This is a genomic window from Mesorhizobium monacense, assembly GCF_056781675.1.
The window spans coordinates 6,056,001-6,077,404 of the sequence record NZ_CM165567.1 but is presented as its reverse complement, the minus strand read 5'-3'; the positions used below and the strand labels follow the sequence as shown (position 1 = coordinate 6,077,404).

Sequence of the window (21,404 nt, the reverse complement as noted above, 5' to 3'; positions counted from 1 at the left end):
TGAGCGCCAACGCGCTCAAAACAGCCTCAGTCCCGGCACACGAACCCTTAGCCGGTAAAGCGAAGTCGACGCGGCGATGTAGAGGCTCCTCAGATCCTCGTCGCCGAAAGTGAAGTTGGCGCAGCATTCCGGCGTGCGTATGACACCCAGAAGATCGCCCGACGCATCGAAGACATGGATGCCGCCCGGGCCGGTGCAATAGAGATTGCCGCGGCTGTCGATCTTCATCCCGTCTGGCGATCCGGGCTCGCTGCCCTCGGTCACGGCCCATACGGCGCCGCCATTCAGGTCGCCATTCGCTTCGACGCCGAACACCCTGATATGGCCGCGCTCGGTATCGTTGATGAACAGGCGCGACTCGTCCAGCGAAAAGCACAGCCCGTTCGGCTGCACGAAATCATCGGCAAGCAACGTCAGAAGGGCGCCGTCGCCATCGATGCGATAGACGCCCTGGAAGGACAGCTCCTGGCGACGCGGCACGCCGTAGAATTCCATGCGTCCAAAGCTCGGATCGGTGAAGTAGATCGCCCCGCCCGTGGCGACGACGACATCGTTCGGGCTGTTGAGCTCTCTGTCACCGTGATGCGTTGCCAGCACGCTCATGCTGCCATCCCGCTCGGCGCGGGTGACGCGGCTTGTCGCATGCTCGCAGGTGACCAGCCGCCCCTGGCGGTCGAGCGTATTGCCATTGGCCTTGTGGCTTGGATCGCGGAACGGCTCGATCTCGCCCGAGACAAGGCGCCGGTACATGCGGCTTTCCGGAATGTCGGAAAACACCAGCCATTTCTCATAGGGATGCCATACCGGCCCTTCGGTGAAGCTGAAGCCGGTCGCGAGCCGCTCCATGGCGGCGTTGCCGACGACATCGCCGAAGCCGGAATGGCGGGCTGCCGCCGACATCGGCATTATTGGCTCTTCGGCTTTCCGACGGCCGTGCCGCCGACGAACCAGTCGCTGGCCGCGACGTCCTCGAACACCACCCAGATCGCTTCCCTGGGCAGTTCCGCAACCTCGCTGATTGCTTCGGTGACGCGGCGCGAGATCTCGTCCTTGCGCTTTTGCGAATGGCCCTCGAGTATTCGTATGTTGACGAACGGCATGAGCGCTTCCCGGTATTTTCTTGTTGTGGGGTGAACCTAGTCACGGCGCCAACGGCGCGATACCGCTCAAAGCGCAACGCCGACTGTGCGTTTGCACAGTCGCCGCCATCAAGACGTGGGCACGCCCGGGCGGCGTCCCTGGAAGTAAGGAAACTGACAATGGCACAGCCTCACATCGATCCAATCGTCCGCATAGCGGAATTGGAGATCGACCCTGATCAAATCGATGAGTTCAAGGCCTTGCTTGCCGAAGAGATCGTAACGTCTGTAGAGCGCGAGCCCGGCGTGCTGTTCCTTTACGCCGTGTCGGTAAAGGGCACGCCTTCAGCGGTGCGCGTGTTCGAATGCTACGCCGACCCGCTCGCCTACCAAGCCCATCTGACCACCCCGCACTTTCTCAAGTACAAGACGCAAACGGCAGACATGGTAAGGTCGCTTCGGCTGATCGAAACCGAGCCGATTGCTCTTGCAGCAAAGAGCGGTCAGCACTCAAACTGAGCGACTGTCCAAGGGCCATGATCGAGGATCACTGATCCGGCAGCGGAGCCGTCTGCGCCAGCCAGGCGTCGAGCCGGTCCTGCTCGCGGCGCAGCGCGTCGATGTTGATCAGGCCGCGCGCCATGGCAAGATAGATCGCCCGGGTGCGCGAGTTGAAGACGGAGGCCTCGCCTGCGCCCTCCTCCGACGGCACGATGCCGAGTTTGTCGTAGACATGCTTGATGCGGCTCTGCGCGCCGCGGATCGACAGGCCCCGGCGAGCGGCGATGGCCCTGTCGGTGAGGCCGAGCGCGATGTCGATCAGGCTCTCATATTCGCCGTCGGTGATGCCTTCGAAGCGGTCCTGCACGCGGTGCTGGATGCCGCGGATCTCGCGGTCGATGATGCAGTGGCCATCGCGGAACACGCCGCGCAACGCCGAGCGCATGCCCTCTTCCGTCGCCGATTTCAGCACATAGCCATAGACCGAACCGGGCGGCACGATACGCGCCACGCCCCGGACATAGGCCTCGTCGGCGAAATTCGACCAGAACAGGATGTGGGTGCCGGCGCGGCGGCTCCAGATCGCGCGCGCCACCTCTATTCCCGTAGCCTTGGGCAGCTGCAGGTCGAGCACGACATGCGGCGGCTCGCGCTCGGCCGCCAGGCTGATGGCGTCCGCGCCGTCGCCGGCTTCGATCACCTCGACATCGCCGGGCCATAGCTGCTCGACGGTGCGGCGCGCGAAGGTGCGGTGCAGCCCGTCATTCTCGGCAATCATCACCAGCATCACACCACCTCCGGCACGGCCTGTTCCCCGGGCATTGCGGCCTGGGCCTTGCCCAAGGTGGGCCTGCGGTCGACCTCGATGACCACGCGCGTGCCACCTTTGCGGCTCGCCGCTTCGAAGCTTAGCCGCGCCCCGACAAGGGCTGCCCGCGTATGCATGTGGCCGATGCCGCCCTGGGCGGCCGGATCGACCGCGGCGCAGCCATGGCCGTCATCGGTGACGACAACCCTGAACACGCTTTCGGTCGATGTCAGAAGCACCTCGATGCGGCCGGGTGCGGCATGGCGCACCGCATTGTTGATCGCTTCCTGGACGATCCGGTAGAGCGCCGTGCGCATCGTCTCCGACAGGCCGTCGGCGCAGCCGTCGCTGGTGTCGGCGATGCGCACCGCGATCGGCGGCCTGGCCCTGGCAACGCTGCGGTTGAGATGCGCCTCGACGGCGTCGCGCAGGCCGAACAGTTCGAGCACGCTCGGCCGCATGTCGTCGACGATGTGGCGCAGTTCGGTCAGGCAGCTTGCGATCTCCTGCTCGAGATCGGCAAGCTGGGCGGTTCGCGCCACGCCCTGGCTGCGAAACGCCGAGACCTGGCGCGCGATGCGGGCAAGATCGCCAAGTGTCTGGTCGTGCAGGTCCATGGCCATGCGGCGGCGCTCGCGCTCCATGCCCTCGGTGAGTTGCGAGGCGCCGACCCGCAAGAGTTCGGCACGGTTGCGCGCCTCGCTCTCGGCCAGCATGGCGCGCCGCGCCTCCTCGGTCTGGATCAGCGCGAAGATGTAGGGCGCGATCAGATCGGCGCATTGCTGGGCGACCGCGACGTCCGCCAGCGTGTAGCAGCCGACCTCGTGCCGGCTGATGTTGAGGGCACCGATGATGCTGCCGCGCGCCCTGAGCGGCACGATGATGCGGCTGCGCAGCTCGGCGGCGAAGATCGGCTCGTCGAACGCCCCTGCGAAGTGGAAGCGTGGGTCGACAACCGCGTTGTCCGACAACAGGTAGGGCGTCTCGCCCCACAGCACACGCCGGATCGGGCTGCCTTCCACCGGATGCTGCGCCAGTTCGCTCCAGCTGGTGTGAAAGCCGGCTTCGTAGCAGGCGTGCAGGCGTCCGTCCTGCAACAGCACCGCCAGATCGATGTGATCGTGCGGAATGAGCGTGCCGATTTCGATGGCTGTTGCCCGAAACGCCGAGCCGGTATCGATATGGCCGGCCAGCGCCCGCGAAATGGCCACCAACCGGTCGATCAACTGGGGAGATGCGTCCGACATGGTTCCTCCCTGGCATCACTGCAAATCGACCGGGCGCCGCGACGCCATTGCCAGCGCACGGCCGATACCCGGTTTGCCTGCAGTCCTCCCTGCCAGCGAAATAGTGGACACTTGCCGATGCCGCTGTCAACGACGCCTCCCCTTGCGGCAGGCGATCAACTTCAGGTGCGACGATTGAAAAGGCTTCCGCTCCTGGTTTAGGAACGGCGGCAGGAGACCAATTCATGGCAGCGACGCCAACTGTTGCTCAGGGCGCCCCGGGAATCCCGGCGCGCTGGACGTCAAGCGCCAAGAGCGGCGTCGGCACCGCACTTTCAGCGGCCAGCCGCGTCTGGTTCACCATCAGCCACGGCATTTTGAACGAAATCTACTATCCGCGCCTCGACAGCGCCTGCACGCGCGACTTGGGGCTGATCGTCACCGGTCCCGGCGGCACTTTTTCCGAAGAAAAGCGCGACGCCAGGCATGAGATCGCGCCGTTCGAGGATGGCGTGCCTGGCTACAGCCTGACCAACACCGCCGCCGACGGAAGCTGGCGGATCGAAAAGCGCATCGTTACGGACCCGAAATGCCCTGCTCTGCTGCAGGAGATCACCTTCACGCCGCTGAAAGGCTCGGCTGCCGACTACCGCGTCTACGCGCTGCTGGCGCCGCACCTCGTCAATGCCGGCATGGGCAATATCACCTGGGTTGGCGACCACAAGGGCAAGCCTGTCCTGTTCGCAACCGGGCGCGGCGTCTTTCTGGCGCTCGCCTCCTCGCTGCCTTGGGGCGCCTGCTCGGCCGGCTATGTCGGTTTCTCCGACGGCTGGCAACAGCTCCGACATGGTGGTGGACTCGACCCCGCCTGCCAAAGGGCCGAAGACGGCAATGTGGCGCTGACCGGCGAGATCGGCTTTTCCGCCGGGGCGACCAAGGCCCTGCTGGCGCTCGGCTTCGGCGCGACGCCCGAGGAAGCGGCGGACAACGCTTCCGCCAGCCTGAAGCGAGGCTTCGAGCCGGTGGCAAAATCTTATGTCCAGAGATGGCGCAAATGGCAGGACGGCCTGCTGCCGATGGATCGCCGTACGGCGTCCGGCCTCAACAGCTACCGCGTCAGCACCGCGGTTCTGGCCGCGCACCGGTCGTTCGCCGTGCCGGGCGCGGCGGTAGCCAGCCTGTCGATCCCCTGGGGCTTCAGCAAGGGCGATGAAGATCTCGGCGGCTACCACCTGGTCTGGCCGCGCGACCTGGTCGAGTCGGCGGGCGGCTTCCTGGCCGCCGGCGACCCCGATGAGACGCTGCGCATCCTCGCCTATCTCCGTTCGATCCAGCAGCCGGATGGCCATTGGCCGCAGAACGCCTGGCTCGACGGCTCGGCCTATTGGCCGGGCATACAGATGGACGAATGCGCCTTTCCGCTGCTGCTCGCCGACGCGCTGCGTCGCGCCGGCCACCTCCCGGGCGCCGCACTCTCCGCCTTCATGCCGATGATCGAGCTGGCCGCGTCCTATGTCGTGCGCAACGGCCCGGTCACCGGCGAAGACCGCTGGGAGGAGGACGCCGGCTACAGTCCGTTCACGCTTGCCGTCGAGACTGTCGCTTTGCTCGCCGCGGCGGACATGTTCGATATCTCGGGAAAAACAGAGCCGGCAAAATATCTGCGCGAGACCGCCGATTGCTGGAACGACCAGATCGAGCGCTGGACCTATGTCACCGGCACGGCGCTGTGCACCGATGCCGGCGTCAAAGGCTACTATGTCCGCATCGCACCGTCGGACGCTTCAGGCGCCGCATCGCCGAAAGACGGTTTTGTCCCGATCAAGAACCGGCCGACCGACGATACGAACCGTCCGGCAGAAGCGATCATCAGCCCCGATGCACTGGCGCTGGTGCGCTTCGGCCTGAGGGCGGCGGACGATCCGTGCATCCTCGACACGCTGAAGGTGATCGACGCCACGCTGCGCTGCGACCTGCCGCAGGGGCCGGTCTGGTACCGCTATACGGGCGACGGTTATGGCGAGCACGAAGACGGCGCGCCTTTCGATGGCACCGGACGCGGCCGGCCCTGGCCATTGCTGGTCGGCGAGCGCGCCCACTACGAACTCGCCGCCGGGCGCAACGACGAGGCGGCGCGCCTGCTCGAAACCTTCGAAGCTTCGGCCGGAGCGGGTGGCCTGCTGCCCGAGCAGGTCTGGGACGGCTCCGACATGCCCGAACGCGAATTGCGGCGCGGCGCGCCATCAGGCAGCGCCATGCCGCTGGTCTGGGCGCATTCCGAGCACGTCAAGCTGCTGCGTTCGCTCCGCGACGGCGCCGTCTTCGACATGCCGCCGCAAGGCGTCAGGCGCTACATCGAGGACAGGACCGTCTCGCCGCTCAGGATATGGCGCTTCAACAACAAGATCCGGACCATCCCTGCCGGTAAGGCGCTGCGCGTGGAACTCTCAGCGCGCGGCGTGGTCCACTGGACGACAGACAAATGGCTGACCGTCCACGACAGCAAAACCGCCGAGAATGCCTTCGGCGTCCATCTGGTGGACCTGCCGGTTAGCGACGTTCCACCGGGTCGTACAATCGTCTTCACTTTTTTCTGGCCCGACACAGGTCGTTGGGAGAATGTCGACTTCTCCGTCGGCATTGATGAGCCGGATAGAGCATGATCCCGAAAAGTGGGAACCGGTTTTCGGAAAAGATCATGCTCAACCAGCAGGCCACTAGACCTTCGATTCCTCAAACGTTCAGGACGAGACCATGCAGATCGGAATGATGGGACTGGGCAGGATGGGCGCCAACATGGTGCGCCGCCTCATGCGCGACGGCCACCAATGCGTCGTCTACGACATCAACGCGGCCAGCGTCGCCGCTTTGGTCAAGGACGGCGCCGTTGGCGCCGCGTCGATGGAGGAGTTCGTCGGCAAGCTCGCCAAGCCGCGCAGCGCCTGGCTGATGCTGCCGGCGGCGATAACCGGCAAGATCGCCGACCAGGTGGCAGCTTTTATGGAACCCGGCGACATCATCATCGACGGCGGCAATTCCTACTACCACGACGCCGTCGACCAGGCGGCCGAGCTTGCGGCCAAGGGCATCAGCTATGTCGATGTCGGCACCAGCGGCGGCGTCTGGGGGCTGGAGCGCGGCTACTGCCTGATGATCGGCGGCCCGGACGAGGCGGTGCGCCATCTCGATCCGATCTTCGCGACGCTGGCACCGGGCGCCGATGCCGGCGCCACCCCGGCCAAGGACGGCGGCACCGCCCCCTTCGGTTACCTCCATTGCGGGCCTAGCGGCGCCGGCCATTTCGTCAAGATGGTCCATAACGGCATCGAATACGGCGTCATGGCCGCCTATGCCGAAGGCATGAACATCCTGAAATCGGCCAATGCCGGCAAAAGGCAGCGTTCAGCCGACGCTGAGACCAGTCCGCTGGAGAACCCGCAATACTACCAGTTCGATATCGATCTAGCCCAGGTCGCCGAAGTCTGGCGCCACGGCAGCGTCATCGGCTCCTGGCTGCTCGACCTGACGGCCGGTGCCTTGAAAACCGATTCGGCGCTGACCCAGTTCGGCGGCCGCGTTTCGGATTCGGGCGAAGGACGCTGGACGCTGAAGGCGGCCATCGACACCGGTGTGCCGGCGCCGGTCCTGTCCTCGGCCCTGTTCGACCGCTTCTCCTCGCAGGGCGAATCCGAATTCGCAGACAAGCTGCTGTCCGCCATGCGCTATGCCTTCGGCGGCCATGTCGAGAAGCCGAAGACCGGCGCCTGAGGGGAAACAAGATGAGCCAGGAACGGTCCGATACGCTGGTGCTCTTCGGGGCGACCGGCGACCTCGCCCACAAGAAGATTTTTCCCGCCCTCTACCAGATGGTCGCCAAGGGGACGCTCACCGAGCCGGTGATCGGCGTCGCCTTCGACCCCTGGGACATCGGCAAATTGCAGGCGCGTGCCCACGACGGCATCGTCGATGCGCTGGGCAAAGTCGACGAGAAGGTCTTCGCCAAGCTCGCTTCGCAATTGCGCTATGTCAGCGGCGATTATCGCGATGGGGCGACCTTCGAGAAGCTGAAGGCAGCGCTCGGCTCGGCGCAGCGTCCGCTGCACTACATGGCGGTGCCGCCGACCATGTTCGAGACCGTGGTCCAGGGGCTTGAACAGTCCGGCACCGCGCATGGCGCGCGGCTGATGGTGGAAAAGCCCTTCGGCCGTGATCTGCAATCGGCGCGCTGGCTGAACCGCGTGCTGCACCTGGTGTTCGACGAGCAGTCGATCTTCCGCATCGACCACTATCTCGGCAAGGAAGCGATCCAGAACCTGCTCTATTTCCGCTTCGCCAATTCCTTCCTCGAACCGATCTGGAACCGCAACTTCGTCGAGAGCGTGCAGATCACCATGGCCGAGGATTTCGGCGTCGAAGGGCGCGGCCGCTTCTATGACGACGTCGGCTGCATCCGCGACGTCATCGAGAACCATCTGCTCAACATCCTGTTGCTGCTGGCCATGGAGCCGCCGGTCGGCCGCTCCGCCGACGATCTGATCGACGAGAAGGTGCAGGTGCTGCGGGCAATCCGCACGCTGACCAAGGACGACGTCGTGCGCGGCCAGTTCACCGGCTATCTCGCCGAGCCCGGCGTGGCGCCCAACTCGCCGGTCGAGACCTTTGCCGCGGTGCGCTTCTTCGTCGACACCTGGCGCTGGCAGGACGTGCCCTTCTTCATCCGTGCCGGCAAGAACATGCCGGTGCACGTCACCGAGGTGATCGTGCGGCTGAAACGGCCGCCGCTCGACGTCTTCGATCCGATCAAGCCGGGCGATGCCAACCACGTGCGCTTCCGCATCAATCCGCTGGTGGCGATCTCGATCGGCGCGCAACGCAAACAGGCCGGCGACGACATGGTCGGCGAGCAGGTCGAACTCACCGCCCTCGACGACAGCAAGGACGACATGCCGCCCTACGAGCGGCTTATCGGCGATGCCATGAACGGCAATCGCCAGCTGTTCACCCGCCAGGACGCCAGCGAGCTTGCCTGGCGCATTGTCGGCCCGGTGCTTGGCGACACCACGCCGCCGCATGTCTACGAGCCGAAAACCTGGGGACCGGCCGAGGCCATGAACGGTTTCGGTCCGCCGAACGGCTGGATCAATCCGTCGAAATAATTTCCGAGAGTCAAAGCGATGGCCAAGACGGCAAAGCCGGCTACACCAAACAGCGAACAGATCGTGCTCTCGATCGACATCGGCGGTTCGCACGTCAAGATCCTGACCAGCGCCGGCGGCGAGGAGCGCCGCGCCGATTCCGGACCTGGCCTTACGCGGCAGCAGATGATGGCGGCGGTGAAGACGCTGGCCGAGGGCCTGCCCTATGACGTCGTCGCGATGGGCTATCCCGGACCGGTGACCCATAACCGGCCGATGATCGACCCCGCCAATCTCGGCAAGGGCTGGGCCGGCTATGATTTTGCCGCCGCCTTCGGCAAGCCGGTGAAAGTCGTCAACGACGCGCTGATGCAGGCCATTGGCAGCTATGAGGGCGGCCGCATGCTGTTTCTCGGCTTGGGAACGGGCCTCGGTGCGGCGATGATCGTCGACAACGTCGCCCAACCGATGGAACTGGCGCACCTTCCCTACAAGAAGGGCGGCAGCTTCGAGGACTATGTCGGCGAGCGCGGTCTTGAAAAATGCGGCAAGAAGAAATGGCGCAGATACGTCTTCGATGTTGTCGACCGGCTTCGCGCCGCCTTGCAGCCGGACTACGTGGTCATCGGCGGCGGCAATGTCGACAAGCTTGACGAATTGCCTGCCGATTCGCGGCGTGGCGACAATACGCGCGCTTTCGAGGGCGGATTTCGACTGTGGCGCGACAAGGCGCTGATCGTCTGATAGTATTACGATTCAGTATAGTTGTTCAAAATTACGTGTGATGCGGCACGAAGTCATTGCGTCGGGCAGATTTGCCGACTAGGAGTGCCACCACCCCCCACCGACGGAGAGATAAATTGGCCGACGACAGCAATAACGCTCGCAAAGACATCGACCTGCTCGAGCTCACCGCCCACATTGTATCCGCCTACGTCGAGAAGAACCGCCTGCCCGCTTCCGGCCTCAGCGACCTCATCGCCAGCGTCAGCGCCTCGATCAGCGGCCTCGGCCAACCGGCCATCCCCGAGGCAGCGCCGCTGGTACCCGCGGTCAACCCCAGAAGGTCGGTGACGCCGGACTACATCATCTGCCTCGAGGACGGCAAGAAGTTCAAATCGCTGAAGCGCCATCTCGGCGTTCATTTCGGCCTAAGCCCGGAAGCCTATCGCACCAAATGGGGCCTGCCGTCCGACTATCCGATGGTCGCTCCCAACTATGCGGCCTCGCGCTCCGAGTTGGCGAAGTCGATCGGCCTTGGCCGCAAGGCCGCCGCGCCGGCGCCAGCCAAGGCAAAGGGCAGGAAAGCCAAAGCCGCGGCTTGAGCAACCGATGCCCGGCGCGGTCGGCGCTGAGCCAACGGTTTGAGCGACTGGAACCGAAGCCTGCCGGCGAATCCGCCTTGGCAGGCTTCATGCTTTTATGGCTTGGATACACCAAACAGGCTGTTTGGGGTGAAGCCATGAACTATGCCAGGATGGTGATCGAGAAAGAGGCGCCGGAGGAGTACGGCTACGACCGTATCCGCTACAATCTTTCCGAGAGCTCGATCGCCGACCAGAGGCTCTCCGATATCGGCCTGTCGCTGCCCGACCTGACGCTGTTCTATGGCGAGCATCGCGGCGACAAGGACTTGCGGGCGCTGATCGCGGCGCAGGATGAGGGGATCTCGCCCGACGACGTGCTGGTCACCGCGGGTGCCGCCGGCGCGCTGTTCATCATCTCGACCTCGCTGCTGTCGGAGCGCGACCACCTCGTCGTCATCAGGCCCAACTACGCCACCAACATCGAGACGCCCAAGGCGATCGGCTGCGCCATCTCCTATGTCGATCTCGATTTCGACGCAGGCTTCGCCATCGACGTCGCGCGTGTCGCAGCCAGCATGCGGCCGAACACGAGGCTGATCAGCGTCACCTGCCCGCACAACCCGACCGGCACGATGATGACGCGATCCGATCTCGACGCGCTGGTGGCGCTCGCCGAGCGCAGCAGCTGCCATCTGCTGGTCGACGAAACCTATCGCGACCTCTCCTATGGAACGCGCCTGCCATCAGCGGCATCGCTGAGCACGCGGGCGATCAGCGCGTCTCCTCGCTGTCAAAAGCCTTCGGCATTCCCGGCATTCGCATCGGCTGGCTGCTCACCCGCGACGCTGAACTCCAGGAAAAATTCCTCGCCGCCAAGGAGCAGATCGGCATTTGCGGCAGCGTCATCGACGAGGGCATCGCGCGCGGCATGCTCGTACGACGCGACGCCTTCCTGGCGGCTTTGCTGCCCGATATGGCCAGGCGCCGCGACATCGTCCAGGCCTGGATCGACCGCGAACCATTGGTTGACTGGGTGCGGCCGGAAGGCGGCGTTGTCGGCTTCCCCAGGCTCAATGTCGATGCCGGCTTCGACCTCGACCGCTTCTATGTGAACCTGCTGGAGAACCACGGCACCTATGTCGGCCCCGGCCATTGGTTCGACATGCCGAAAAGCTTCTTCCGCGTCGGCTTCGGCTGGCCGAAGGAAGCCGAATTGCGCGGCGGGCTCGACGCCATTTCGGCCGCGCTGCGCGCCTGAGCGCCGCGGCCCCTGATTCACCGCTGCGCCAGATGGATTCCCGCCAGCATGCAGCGGCCGAGCCGCCCGCGAGTTCTATGGTCGGAATGTCGAGGCTGACCGGGGCGATGCAGTTCTCGATGGCGGCGATCTGGTCAGGTCGCAGCGACCGCATCGCCCGTGATGAGATCGCCAGCACGCGGCCGTCGCGCCCCTGGAAGTTCAAGGGCGTTGCCCGCGAACGCCTCGATCTGCTCAGCTGTCAGATCGACGACCATGCGCCCTCCGGCCTCGAGCCGTTCGCAGACTTCGGCCCGCCGGCGGTCCGACATGATGCTGGCAAGACCGATGAGGCACAGTTCTGTGACGACGCACATCATGACGTTGGTGTGGTAGATGGGCCGGCCGGATCGGTCGAAGGCGTCGAAAAGCATCGGTTCGAAGTTGAAATGAGTGCAGAAGCGTTCCAGCGCCGCCTCATTGGTGCGGTTCGACCGAGCTGCATAGGCGACGCGCTCAATATGGTCGAGGACCATGGCGCCGGTGCCTTCGAGGAAGATGCCATCTCCAGCCCGGAATAGTCGATGACGTCCTGGACGCGGTAGTGTCGCTTAAGGAACTCGATGATGTCCCACCGCCGTTCCGCCTGCCGGCTGGGCGAAAACATCGGATAGACCGCGATATGGCCACCGGAGTGGGTAGAGAACCAGTTGTTCGGAAAGACCGAATCCGGACGCCCGTCGGTCTCGTCTTCGAAAAGATGGACGGTGACGCCGACCGCCTCGAGGCGCGCCACCATGCGTGTCGATTCTTGGTAGGCCTCGGCGCTGATGGAGGCAGTTGTCCGGGTTCCGTCGCGGTTCTGGAATGCGTTGTCGGCGGCGGTCGCCTCATTGGGGGTGAAGTGATGCGGGCGGATCATGACGACGCCGCGCGGCGCCTGTGCGGAAATGGATCGCATGGTCATCCCGCCGCGCAAGCCGAGACCGGGCCGCTGGAGGCGGGCGCCGATAGCAGGCCGAACAGGTTTCGCGGATCGGCGGGCTGCGCCAGAAGGTCGATGTCGATGAAGAAATCGGTGTCCTGCACCTTGTCCATGAGGAAGCGGAGCGCGGAAAAATCCTCGATCGCGAAACCGACCGAATCGAAGATCGTGACCTGCCGGTCACTCCATCGGCCGGACACGTGGCCCGCGATGACCCGCCACAGTTCGGTGACCGGATAGTCGGACGGCATCTGCTGGATTTCGCCCTCGATGCGGGTCTGCTCCGGAAATTCGACAAAGGTATCCGCACGCAGCAGGATATCGCGCTGCAGTTCGGTCTTGCCGGGGCAGTCACCTCCGACGGCGTTGATGTGGACGCCGGCGCCAATCATGTTGTCGGAGAGGATCGTCGCGTAGAGCTTGTCGGCTGTGATCGTGGTGATGATGTCGGCGCCAAGCACCGCTTCTTCGGTGGAGGATGCAGCGACGACTTCGAAGCCATGGCCGGCAATGTTGGCGCGGAACTTTTCCGTCGCGGCTGGATCGATGTCGAAGACGCGCAGTGCACGTATGCCCAGCAGCGCCTTGAACGCCAGCGCCTGGAATTCCGACTGCGCGCCAAGTCCGATGACGGCCATCGTCGCGGCGTCGCGGCGCGCCAGGTGTTTGGCCGCCAGCGCTGAAGTGGCGGCGGTGCGCAAGGCGGTGGTTATGGTCATTTCGGACAGGAACCGCGGATAGCCCGTCGCCACGTCCGACATCATGCCGAAGGCGGTCACCGTCTGCAGTCCGCTCTGCGTGTTTCCGGGATGGCCGTTGACATACTTGAACCCGTACAGATCGCCATCGCTGACAGGCATCAGTTCGATCACGCCATCAGTGGAGTGGCTGGCCAGGCGCGCAGATTTCTCGAAGCTGACCCAGCGGCGGAAATCGGCCTCGATATAGTCCGCCAGACCGGCGATGAAGGGTTCCACCCCGATCGAATCGACCAGCCGTATCAGATTTGCCGTGCCGACATATTGCACCATCCATGCGCTCCGCCTCGAGTGGGACTTTCTGACGAGGCGAGAGCTTAGGGGTAGCAGAATTCACAAGAAATCTGCAAAGTGTTCAAAACTGACGCTAGAATCGGGCGATCTGATCACTACGAGCTTGCAACATTGCCATGCATATCTTCGACGAAATCGATCGCCGGCTGATCTCGGTCCTCAGGGAGGACGGCCGCGCGCCCATTTCCAAGCTTGCGGATGTGCTCGCTGTTTCGCGCGGAACGGTGCAGGCGCGGCTGGACAAGTTGCTGTCGTCGGGCGCAGTGCTCGGCTTTACCGTCCGGGTGCGCCAAGACATAGACGATCGCGCCATCCGCGCCATCATGATGATCGAAGTCGCCGGAAAATCCACCACCACGATCATTAAGCGGCTGCGCGGCATACCGGAACTGTATTCGCTGCATACGACCAACGGGACCTGGGATCTTATCGCCGAGATCCATGCGGCGAGCCTTTCGGACTTCGACCGTGTGCTGCGCGAAGTCAGGGCAATCGATGGCATCCTCAACAGCGAAACCAGCCTGATGCTGAGCAGCGTTTGAGCCTTTCGCCAAAGCTTGCAGTCGGCAGAAAATACTTGGTCCAGCGCCAATTTTAGCGCACACGCTGCGACGAACTGAGCTAGAGTCTCCTTGGCCGGAACAGCGCCCATCGTGGAAGTGCCCCGCCGGCCGATGTCTTCGCAACGGGGCCGCTCTCCATGACAGCAGAACAGATATCACCGGACCAGCGCTATGCCGCCTTCCGGCACAAAGCCTTCCTGAGCTACTGGACGGCGCGCTTCCTCGGCACATTCGCGACCATGATCGTCTCCGTCGCGGTCGGCTGGCAGATCTACGACCTGACGCGCGATCCCTTCGATCTTGGCATTGTCGGCATCGTCCAGTTCCTGCCGTCGTTGCTCCTGGTGCTGGTCACCGGCGTCGTCGCCGATCGCTTCGGCCGCCGCCTGATCATGGGACTGTCGACATTGATCGAGGCAGGCTGCGCACTCGTTCTCCTGGTCTTGACGTTGCACGGTCTCGCCAGTCCGCTGCCGATCTTCGCCGTGCTCGCGCTGTTCGGCGTTGTGCGCGCCTTCTTCGGTCCGGCTTCGTCCTCGCTGTTCGCCAATCTGGTGCCACCGGAGGATTTCGGCAATGCGATTGCCTGGAACTCGTCCGCCTGGCAGACGGCGACCATCGTCGGCCCGGTCGCCGGCGGCCTGCTCTATGGCCTCTCGGCGGAAGCTGCCTACGCCACCGCCGCCATCCTGATGGCGGTGGCCGCCCTGCTGATCTTCACCATTCCGAAGCCGGCCCAGCAGAGCGCCACCGACAAGCCAACGATGCAGACGCTGTTTGCCGGCTTCCGCTACATCTGGGGCGAGAAGATCGTGCTCGGCGCCATCTCGCTCGATCTGTTTGCCGTGCTTCTTTCGGGCGCCTCGGCATTGCTGCCGGTCTATGCGCGCGACATCCTCGAGCTCGGCCCATGGGGCCTCGGCCTGCTGCGCTCGGCGCCCAGCGTCGGCGCAATCGTGGTGGCGATCTGGCTGGTCGGCCATCCGATCCGCAACCATGCGGGAATGATCATGCTGGGTTCCGCAGCGGCGTTCGGCGCTTTTACCGTGCTGTTCGGTCTGTCGACCATCACCTGGCTGTCGATCCTCGCCCTCGTCTTCCTTGGCGCGACCGACATGTTCAGCGTCTATATCAGGGAGACCTTGATCCAGCTGTGGACGCCAGACCAAGTGCGTGGCCGCGTCAACGCCGTCAACCAGGTCTTTGTCGGCGCCTCGAACGAGCTCGGCGAATTCCGCGCCGGCACCATGGCAGCGCTGATCGGCACTGTGCCTGCGGTGGTGATCGGCGGCGTCGGCGCGGTGGCCGTCGTCGGGTTGTGGACCTATCTGTTTCCGGCGCTAAGGAAGGTCCGCCACCTGAACGGACGGAACTGAAATCTACCGAACAGCCGGCCTGCCGAAAATCAGCTGCAAAAATTCGCCGAGCCAGCGCTTGAGATGCATGTCCCAGATCAGCCGGCCGCCGAGATGGTCGCGGCCGGGCTGGGCGCCGGGCAATTCGAAGCGATGCGCGCCGCGCACCACCCAACGCTGCATCATCACCCGGGTCAATTCACCATGGAACTGGATGCCCCAGGCATTGTCGCCATAGCGGAAGGCCTGGTTGGGGTATGTCTCGGAGGTCGCCAGCAGCGTCGCATCCCTGGGCAGCGAAAACCCCTCGCGGTGAAACTGGTAAACCATCTCCGGCCAGTGCATCAGCTTCTTGCCGGCTTCGGTCGCCTTCAGCGGATACCAGCCGATCTCGACCAGCCCCTCGCCATGACCCTCGACCTTGCCGCCGAGATGGTTGACCAGCATCTGCGCGCCGAGGCAGATGCCGAGGAACGGCCGGTTCTCCTTCAGCGGGACGTTGAGCCAGTTGGTCTCGCGGCGGACGAACTCGTCCTCGTCATTGGCGCTCATCGGTCCGCCGAACACCACGGCTCCGGCATGGCCGTCCAGCGTGCCGGGCAATTCGTCGCCGAGCGGCGGCCGGCGGATGTCGAGATCGAACCCCTCCTCCAGCAGCATGTGGCCGACGCGGCCGGGGCTCGAATTCTCCTGATGCAGAACGATCAGGATTCTTGGCTTCGAACTCTGCTTGGGCGGCATCGGCACCCTATTCGTCGCTTGAGGTTCCGCTGGCGCCCGGCGCTTGCGCGGCCGCCTTGCGGCGCGCCTCGACGCGGTCACGGCGCTCGACGCCGATCAGTTCGGCGACCCGCCAGACCGTGTTGTCCTCCAGCTCGTGCAGCTCGCCGTCGGCATAGACGATCTCCCACATCAGGCCGATGAAAGCCTTGCGCGCCTCGGCGTCGAGATGGCGCTTCAGCACGCTGGTGAAGGCATAGAGGTCGATCGCCTCATTGTCGGCGTGCTCGCCGGCGGCGGCCAGTGCGTCGAGTTCTTCGCCGCTGATCGAATAGCTCTGCGCCAGCACCTGCTTGAACCGCTCCCACTCGATGTCCTGGCGCACGCCGTCGGCACTCATGACATGGTAGAGCAGCGCCGACGCGGCAATGCGCGGATCGTCCGCGTTTGCGCGAACCCCGGTGCCACCCGGCAAATCCTTGAGAAACGACAATACGCGTTCGAACATCACATCATTCCCAAACGGCCAAATCCTGGCCGAGCCTCAAAACAAACGGAACCGGCGTGGCGCTTTTTCCGCTTCTTCGTCGGGGTCGACGCCAGGATCGTCGGGCAGCCTGGCCAGTTCCTCCGCCGGCTCGACCGCTTCGGAATCGGACGACACGGCGGCAAAGGCGGCGGCAGTGACCGGCGTGACCTGGTCCTCGCCGCTTTCCGCTACGGCCCCTGCCGCTGCGGTCGTCTTGCCGGCGGAGACGGCCGGGTGATCGATCACATCGGCAGGCTTTTCCTTGACCGATACAACTGGCGCCGTAATGGCCGGCACAGCGGTCTGGGGCAAATCCTCGTGGCTGTCGATGAGCTGGCCCAGCCGCTCCATCGGCGCACGCCATTCGAAGGCGTCGAGCTTGCCGGAGACCGGCGACACCGGCGCCCAGCGTTCCGAGATGACGCCGTCGGCGACCCAGGCCGGATCGCGCGGCGCCCTGACCGCCTTGGACAGCAATTGCCGCACCTTGCCCTGGTCGCCGGTTTCGGCCTCTTCGATATCGGCCAGCAGCAGATAGGCGCCTTCGCGGCGATCCATGCGGATCGCGGCCTCGGCCTCGCGCCGCGCCGTGGCAAAATCCTGCGCGTCGAGCGCGGCGCGCGCCACCGTCAGCGAGGACTCGGCATGGTTCTTCTTCATCTCCTGCAGCTTCTTTGCCCGGCTCAGCCGGTCGAGCACCGCATCGCCCGGCCTGGCATGGGTGTAGATCCCGGCGATCTCCGGATGCGGCTCGGCCCTCCACGCCGTCTCGAGGATTTTTGAACCCTTGCGCACATCGTTCTGCTTGAACAGCAGGCTTGCCGCAGCGACGGCTGCCGGCGCGAAATCGGGAGCGAGCTTGTTGGCCTCGAGCGCGGCGGTCCTCGCTGCATTGGGATCGCTGTCGATCAGCGCTTGCGCCTTGGCGGTGAGCAGCACGGCGCGGCGGCGGTTGGCGGCATCGCGCTCGATCTGTCGGGTCGATTTCTGCGCCTCGACCAGCTTCAGCGCGCCGTCCCAGTCGCCGCGCCCGGTCAATTCTTCCAGCGTCGATTCGGCGGCCCAGGCCAGCTGCGGCGCCATCACCGCGGCGCGGCCGGCATAATGCCTGGCGGCATTGCGGTCGCCGAGGCGCTCGGCCTCCAGATAGAGCCCGCGCAGGCCGAGCAGCCGCATTTCCGGATCGTCGAGCATGCTCTCGAATTTTTCGCGCGCGCCTTCATGGTCGCCTTCGAGCAGCGAGGCCTGCGCTTCCAGGAGATGGATCAGCGGCTCCTGGTCGGAGCGGATCAGCTTTGCCGCTTCCTTGGTTTTCTTGCGGGCCAGCGCGCCATCGCCGGCGCCGGCGGCGATCATGCCGGTCGACAGCGCCTGGTAGCCGCGGTCGCGGCGGCGCACACGGAAATAGCGCGAGATGGTGTAGGGGCTGTTCCACAGCGACTTGATCAGCCACCAGAAGATCATCACCGCGGCGACGACGGCAACGACCGCCACCGCCGCCACCATCAGGCTGACCTGATACTGGTAGCCGTTGAAGGTGACGAGCATCTCGCCGGGCCGATCGGCCAGCCAGGCGAAGCCGAGACCGAGCGCGAAGACGACGGCGAGGAAAAACAGGATGCGGATCATCGGATTTTCCTCACGCCTTCATCGCACCGGCAATCAGCGAATCAATCTGCTTTTCGACCTCGAGGCGCGCCTTCAGTTTGCCGGCAAACTCGGCACCGGCCGTTTTCACCGCTTCGGGCAAGGTCTCGTATTCGGCGAGCGCCTTGGCGTAGTCGCCCTGGTTGACCGCCACCTCCATGCGCGCCACGGTCTCGGGCGCGCCGGCGCCTTCGACGGCGCCGATCGGCCTGACCTTGACCAGCGATTCGGCGCTCGTCATCAGGTTCTGCAGGAAGCTTGCGTTCTGGTCGACGGGCGTGGCGGCGGCGACCATGGCATTGGCCGCGGTATCGACCTCGGCTGCGATCTCGGTTCGGGTCGAAACGCCTTTCTCGGCATAGGCGCGCAAGGTCGCGATCTCCGGCGCATCCGGCGAAATCGCCGCGAAGGTCTCGAGTTCGGCGGCGAAGGGCGCGCCACGATCGAGCGCCGCCTTCAGCGCCGAGGCGGCGATGGCCAAAGCGATCTTCGGCTGCGAAGCCTGCGCCTCGACCTTGCCGGAAAGCTGCGACACCGACTGTTCCAGCGCGGTGAGCCGGCCGTCCTGCGCCGTCGCCGCCTCGCCGGCCGATTTCACCAGCGCCTCGAGCCCGGCGAGCTTTTCGTTGAGCGGGCCGAGATCGACGGGCGCCGTGCTGCTCGCCTTGCCGAGGTCGGCAACCGCCGTCTCGATCTGCTTGACCTTGTCGCCGAGTGCGGCAAGCCCGGCATTGTCGCCGGCGCCGCCTTGCTCGACCGCCGATTTCAGCGCCGCGACGTCGGTCTTTACCTGGTCCAGTGCCGATGACAGGCCATCGACCTTGGCCGAGGCATCGCCGTTGCCGCCCGCTTCCTTCAGGCCGGCAATCTCGCTCTTCAGCGCGGCGATCTCGCCACTGAAGCCGTCGAGCGACACGCCACCGGCTCCCGACCCGGGCGCGCCGAGCAGGCCGGCGAATTGCAGCCCGCCGGCACCGGCCAGCGCGATGACGCCGCCGATGATGCCGGCGGCAATGCCGTTGATGCCGCTGCGCTTCGGCGGTGGCGCCACATACTCGTTTCGGGCCTGGCTCGTCCTCGGCTTCTCTTCGGCCGGCTTGGCGGATGCGTCCTCGAAACTGTAGTCGGAGGTTTTTGGCTGTTCCGGCGCCGCCTTCGCGGTTCCAGGATAGGCGGCTTCCGGTTCCTCGGAACCTTTTAGGGAAGCTTCCGCAGGTTGCTCCGCGCCGGCCTGCGCCGCCGCGTCGGTGTGTTCCCACGGCTCGAGGTCGGTCTGGTCGGCATGGACGGGCTCTTCCGGAGCCTCCGGCTGCGACGCATCGACGGCATCCTCCGCTTTCGCCTCGGCATCAGCCTTCGCTGCATCCTCGTCGACGATGCGCGACACGGCGCCGGGTTCGAGCTCGATCGTTACCGGCTCGCGGCGGCTTTTCGAATGTCGCATCTTCGGCGTCTTGACCATGCTTGGGCTCCGCAAATTCGCTTGGGATGGTTCAAAAGGGTCTAGAACTAAGGATGCTCTAGCACATCACCAAGCGGTGAAAAGGGGCGGTGTGATGACGCGGGTTCAGCGCCATGCCCGCAGCAACTCCAGCAACGCCTCTTCCTGCGGTTCCGTCGCGATCCGGATCCTTGACCCGGCGATGCTTTCGAAGACTGCGGCGATACGTCCCGACAGAGCGAAAAACACGGTCTTTTCAAAAAGATCACGCAAAGCGGGCCGGCGGATCAGGGCTTGCGTCACCGCTGCCGCCTCGGCCGAATAGAGCAGGACCACCTCGACCGGCCGGCTGGACAGGCGTGCAAGCAGGTCCGTGTCGGAATAATCCAGCGCAAGCGTGTCGTAGGTCTCGATGGCGCGCACCCTGACGTCGGCTGCCGTGAGCCGCTCCTCGAAGGCCGGCAAGCGCACGCGCCCGGTGAGATAGACGATCGTCCTTGCCGAATAGCCGGCAGCGATCGCGTCGGCCAGTGCGGCGGCATCGCCCGGACCTTCGCTGACCGACAGGAAACCCGCCTTGCGTGCCGCTTCCGCCGTCCTGTTGCCGACGGCATGGCAGGGGAAGGCAGCGAGCGCCGCGATGAGCTCTTCCGGCGCATGGCGCACCGCATTGGCGCTGGTGACCGCGACCGCCGCATCGCTTGGGGCAGCGCGGGCGTCGACCGGCAACGCCACCGTCTCGGTCAGCGGCAGCAGGATCGGCTGAAAACCCACGTCCTGCAGCCGCCGCATCGTGCGCGTCGCGCCCGGTTCCGGCCTCGTCACCAGGACGCGGACCATTTAGGCCCAGCCGTCGAAGAATGCTTCGCCGGCCTTGGCCCGCACCGTCCTGGCGGCGTCCGCGCCGATCCGCGCAGCGTCCTTCGCGGGACCGTCCAGTTCGACCTCATGCGAGGCCGTGCCGTCAGGCGAGATGATCAACCCGGCGAAGGAGAGCGTTTCGCCTGCTATCGTCGCATGGCCGGCGATCGGCGTGCGGCAGGAGCCGTCGAGCGCCACGAGAAAAGCGCGCTCGCAGGCCAGCGCCTGCCCGGTCGGCACATCATGGATGGCCGACAGCATCTTTTCCACGTCACGGTCGCCGATGCGGCTTTCGATGCAGATCGCACCTTGCCCCGGCGCCGGCGGGAAGATGTCGAGCGGCATCAAATCGGTGATGACGTGTTCGAGCCCGAGCCGTTTCAGCCCGGCATAGGCCAAAATGGTGCCGTCGGCGACGCCCTCGTCCAGCTTGCGCAGCCGCGTCTGCACATTGCCGCGAAACATCACCACGTCGAGATCCGGCCGCATGCGGCGGATCAACGCCTGCCGCCGGAGCGAGGACGACCCAACCTTCGCGCCTTGCAGCAGGTCGGCGATCCTCTTCGCCGTCTTGCCAACGAAAGCGTCGCGCGCGTCCTCGCGCGGCAGGAACGCGGACAGCTCGAGCCCGTCCGGCAACAGCGTCGGCATGTCCTTCGACGAATGCACGGCGATGTCGATCTTGCCCGCGAGCAGTGCCTCCTCGATTTCCTTGGTGAACAGGCCCTTGCCGCCGGCTTCCGACAGCGGACGGTCCTGGATGCGGTCGCCGCTGGTCGAGATGACCACCACCTCGAACACCGCCTCCGGTAGGCCGTGTGCCGCCATCAGCCGCGCCCGCGTTTCATGCGCCTGGGCCAGCGCCAGCGGGCTGCCGCGTGTTCCGATTTTCAAGGTTGTTTGCATGGCGCGCGGTCCGTGATAACCCCCGGCAGGTTTCAGGGTCTTCTCCTAACGG

At 65.1% G+C, this 21,404-nt stretch carries 19 protein-coding genes and 2 pseudogenes; 9 read left to right on the top strand and 12 right to left on the bottom strand.

The window, feature by feature from the left end; genetic code table 11:
* Positions 1–15 precede the first annotated feature (15 nt).
* Positions 16–906, bottom strand: coding sequence for an SMP-30/gluconolactonase/LRE family protein (locus AC1RUK_RS29180; protein ID WP_481837858.1), 891 nt, complete (start codon positions 904–906; stop codon positions 16–18).
* Complete coding sequence (locus AC1RUK_RS29175; RefSeq protein WP_120014410.1) at positions 906–1,100, bottom strand: tautomerase family protein; 195 nt, start codon at positions 1,098–1,100, stop codon at positions 906–908. The genes AC1RUK_RS29180 and AC1RUK_RS29175 overlap by 1 nt, the downstream gene beginning before the upstream one ends.
* 159 nt (positions 1,101–1,259) lie before the next feature.
* On the opposite strand from AC1RUK_RS29175, the gene AC1RUK_RS29170 reads away from it, so the two are divergent.
* Positions 1,260–1,598, top strand: coding sequence for a putative quinol monooxygenase (locus tag AC1RUK_RS29170; RefSeq protein ID WP_481837859.1), 339 nt, complete (start codon positions 1,260–1,262; stop codon positions 1,596–1,598).
* Positions 1,599–1,626: 28 nt separating this feature from the next.
* Here the strand turns inward: AC1RUK_RS29170 and AC1RUK_RS29165 are convergent, their stop codons facing one another.
* Positions 1,627–2,367 (bottom strand): response regulator transcription factor, encoded by a 741-nt coding sequence (locus AC1RUK_RS29165; RefSeq protein ID WP_481837860.1) that lies wholly within the window; start codon positions 2,365–2,367, stop codon positions 1,627–1,629.
* Positions 2,367–3,635: a sensor histidine kinase gene (locus AC1RUK_RS29160; protein ID WP_481837861.1), complete on the bottom strand. Its 1,269-nt coding sequence runs from the start codon at positions 3,633–3,635 to the stop codon at positions 2,367–2,369. Before AC1RUK_RS29160 ends, AC1RUK_RS29165 begins: the two co-directional genes overlap by 1 nt.
* A gap of 224 nt (positions 3,636–3,859) precedes the next feature.
* On the opposite strand from AC1RUK_RS29160, the gene AC1RUK_RS29155 reads away from it, so the two are divergent.
* The 6 genes and pseudogenes from AC1RUK_RS29155 to AC1RUK_RS29130 all read left to right on the top strand — a co-directional run bounded on the left by AC1RUK_RS29155 (position 3,860) and on the right by AC1RUK_RS29130 (position 11,314).
* A complete protein-coding gene (locus AC1RUK_RS29155) occupies positions 3,860–6,277 on the top strand; it encodes a glucan 1,4-alpha-glucosidase (RefSeq protein ID WP_481837862.1) in 2,418 nt (805 codons plus the stop codon).
* A 91-nt stretch (positions 6,278–6,368) separates the two neighbouring features.
* The gene (gene gnd, locus AC1RUK_RS29150) at positions 6,369–7,382 is read left to right on the top strand and encodes a phosphogluconate dehydrogenase (NAD(+)-dependent, decarboxylating) (protein WP_481837863.1); all 1,014 of its coding nucleotides are present in this window, start codon (positions 6,369–6,371) and stop codon (positions 7,380–7,382) included.
* 11 nt (positions 7,383–7,393) lie between these two features.
* A complete protein-coding gene (gene zwf, locus AC1RUK_RS29145; protein WP_481837864.1) occupies positions 7,394–8,770 on the top strand; it encodes a glucose-6-phosphate dehydrogenase in 1,377 nt (458 codons plus the stop codon).
* Between the two features lie 18 nt (positions 8,771–8,788).
* Positions 8,789–9,493, top strand: a complete 705-nt coding sequence (locus tag AC1RUK_RS29140; RefSeq protein ID WP_481837865.1) for an ROK family protein — start codon at positions 8,789–8,791, stop codon at positions 9,491–9,493.
* 116 nt (positions 9,494–9,609) lie between these two features.
* Positions 9,610–10,074, top strand: coding sequence for a Ros/MucR family transcriptional regulator (locus tag AC1RUK_RS29135; protein WP_436169797.1), 465 nt, complete (start codon positions 9,610–9,612; stop codon positions 10,072–10,074).
* A gap of 137 nt (positions 10,075–10,211) precedes the next feature.
* Positions 10,212–11,314 (top strand): annotated as a pseudogene (locus tag AC1RUK_RS29130) (aminotransferase class I/II-fold pyridoxal phosphate-dependent enzyme).
* A gap of 17 nt (positions 11,315–11,331) precedes the next feature.
* Here AC1RUK_RS29130 and ctlX read toward each other — a convergent pair.
* Positions 11,332–12,254, bottom strand: a pseudogene (ctlX, locus tag AC1RUK_RS29125) (citrulline utilization hydrolase CtlX).
* Between the two features lie 2 nt (positions 12,255–12,256).
* Positions 12,257–13,309: an ornithine cyclodeaminase gene (gene ocd / locus AC1RUK_RS29120; RefSeq protein ID WP_481837866.1), complete on the bottom strand. Its 1,053-nt coding sequence runs from the start codon at positions 13,307–13,309 to the stop codon at positions 12,257–12,259.
* A gap of 137 nt (positions 13,310–13,446) precedes the next feature.
* On the opposite strand from ocd, the gene AC1RUK_RS29115 reads away from it, so the two are divergent.
* A complete protein-coding gene (locus AC1RUK_RS29115) occupies positions 13,447–13,872 on the top strand; it encodes an Lrp/AsnC family transcriptional regulator (RefSeq protein WP_436169801.1) in 426 nt (141 codons plus the stop codon).
* A gap of 158 nt (positions 13,873–14,030) precedes the next feature.
* Positions 14,031–15,269 (top strand): MFS transporter, encoded by a 1,239-nt coding sequence (locus AC1RUK_RS29110; RefSeq protein WP_481837867.1) that lies wholly within the window; start codon positions 14,031–14,033, stop codon positions 15,267–15,269.
* Positions 15,270–15,272: 3 nt separating this feature from the next.
* Here the strand turns inward: AC1RUK_RS29110 and AC1RUK_RS29105 are convergent, their stop codons facing one another.
* The 6 genes from AC1RUK_RS29105 to hemC form a co-directional block, all read right to left on the bottom strand.
* Positions 15,273–15,989, bottom strand: coding sequence for a glutamine amidotransferase (locus tag AC1RUK_RS29105; RefSeq protein WP_436169803.1), 717 nt, complete (start codon positions 15,987–15,989; stop codon positions 15,273–15,275).
* A gap of 7 nt (positions 15,990–15,996) precedes the next feature.
* Positions 15,997–16,476 (bottom strand): tellurite resistance TerB family protein, encoded by a 480-nt coding sequence (locus AC1RUK_RS29100; RefSeq protein ID WP_481837868.1) that lies wholly within the window; start codon positions 16,474–16,476, stop codon positions 15,997–15,999.
* A 36-nt stretch (positions 16,477–16,512) separates the two neighbouring features.
* Positions 16,513–18,126, bottom strand: coding sequence for a heme biosynthesis protein HemY (locus tag AC1RUK_RS29095; RefSeq protein WP_481837869.1), 1,614 nt, complete (start codon positions 18,124–18,126; stop codon positions 16,513–16,515).
* A 10-nt stretch (positions 18,127–18,136) separates the two neighbouring features.
* Positions 18,137–19,606: a COG4223 family protein gene (locus AC1RUK_RS29090; protein ID WP_481837870.1), complete on the bottom strand. Its 1,470-nt coding sequence runs from the start codon at positions 19,604–19,606 to the stop codon at positions 18,137–18,139.
* Positions 19,607–19,711: 105 nt separating this feature from the next.
* The gene (locus tag AC1RUK_RS29085; protein ID WP_481837871.1) at positions 19,712–20,425 is read right to left on the bottom strand and encodes a uroporphyrinogen-III synthase; all 714 of its coding nucleotides are present in this window, start codon (positions 20,423–20,425) and stop codon (positions 19,712–19,714) included.
* Positions 20,426–21,352 (bottom strand): hydroxymethylbilane synthase, encoded by a 927-nt coding sequence (gene hemC / locus AC1RUK_RS29080; RefSeq protein WP_481837872.1) that lies wholly within the window; start codon positions 21,350–21,352, stop codon positions 20,426–20,428.
* Positions 21,353–21,404: the final 52 nt, after the last annotated feature.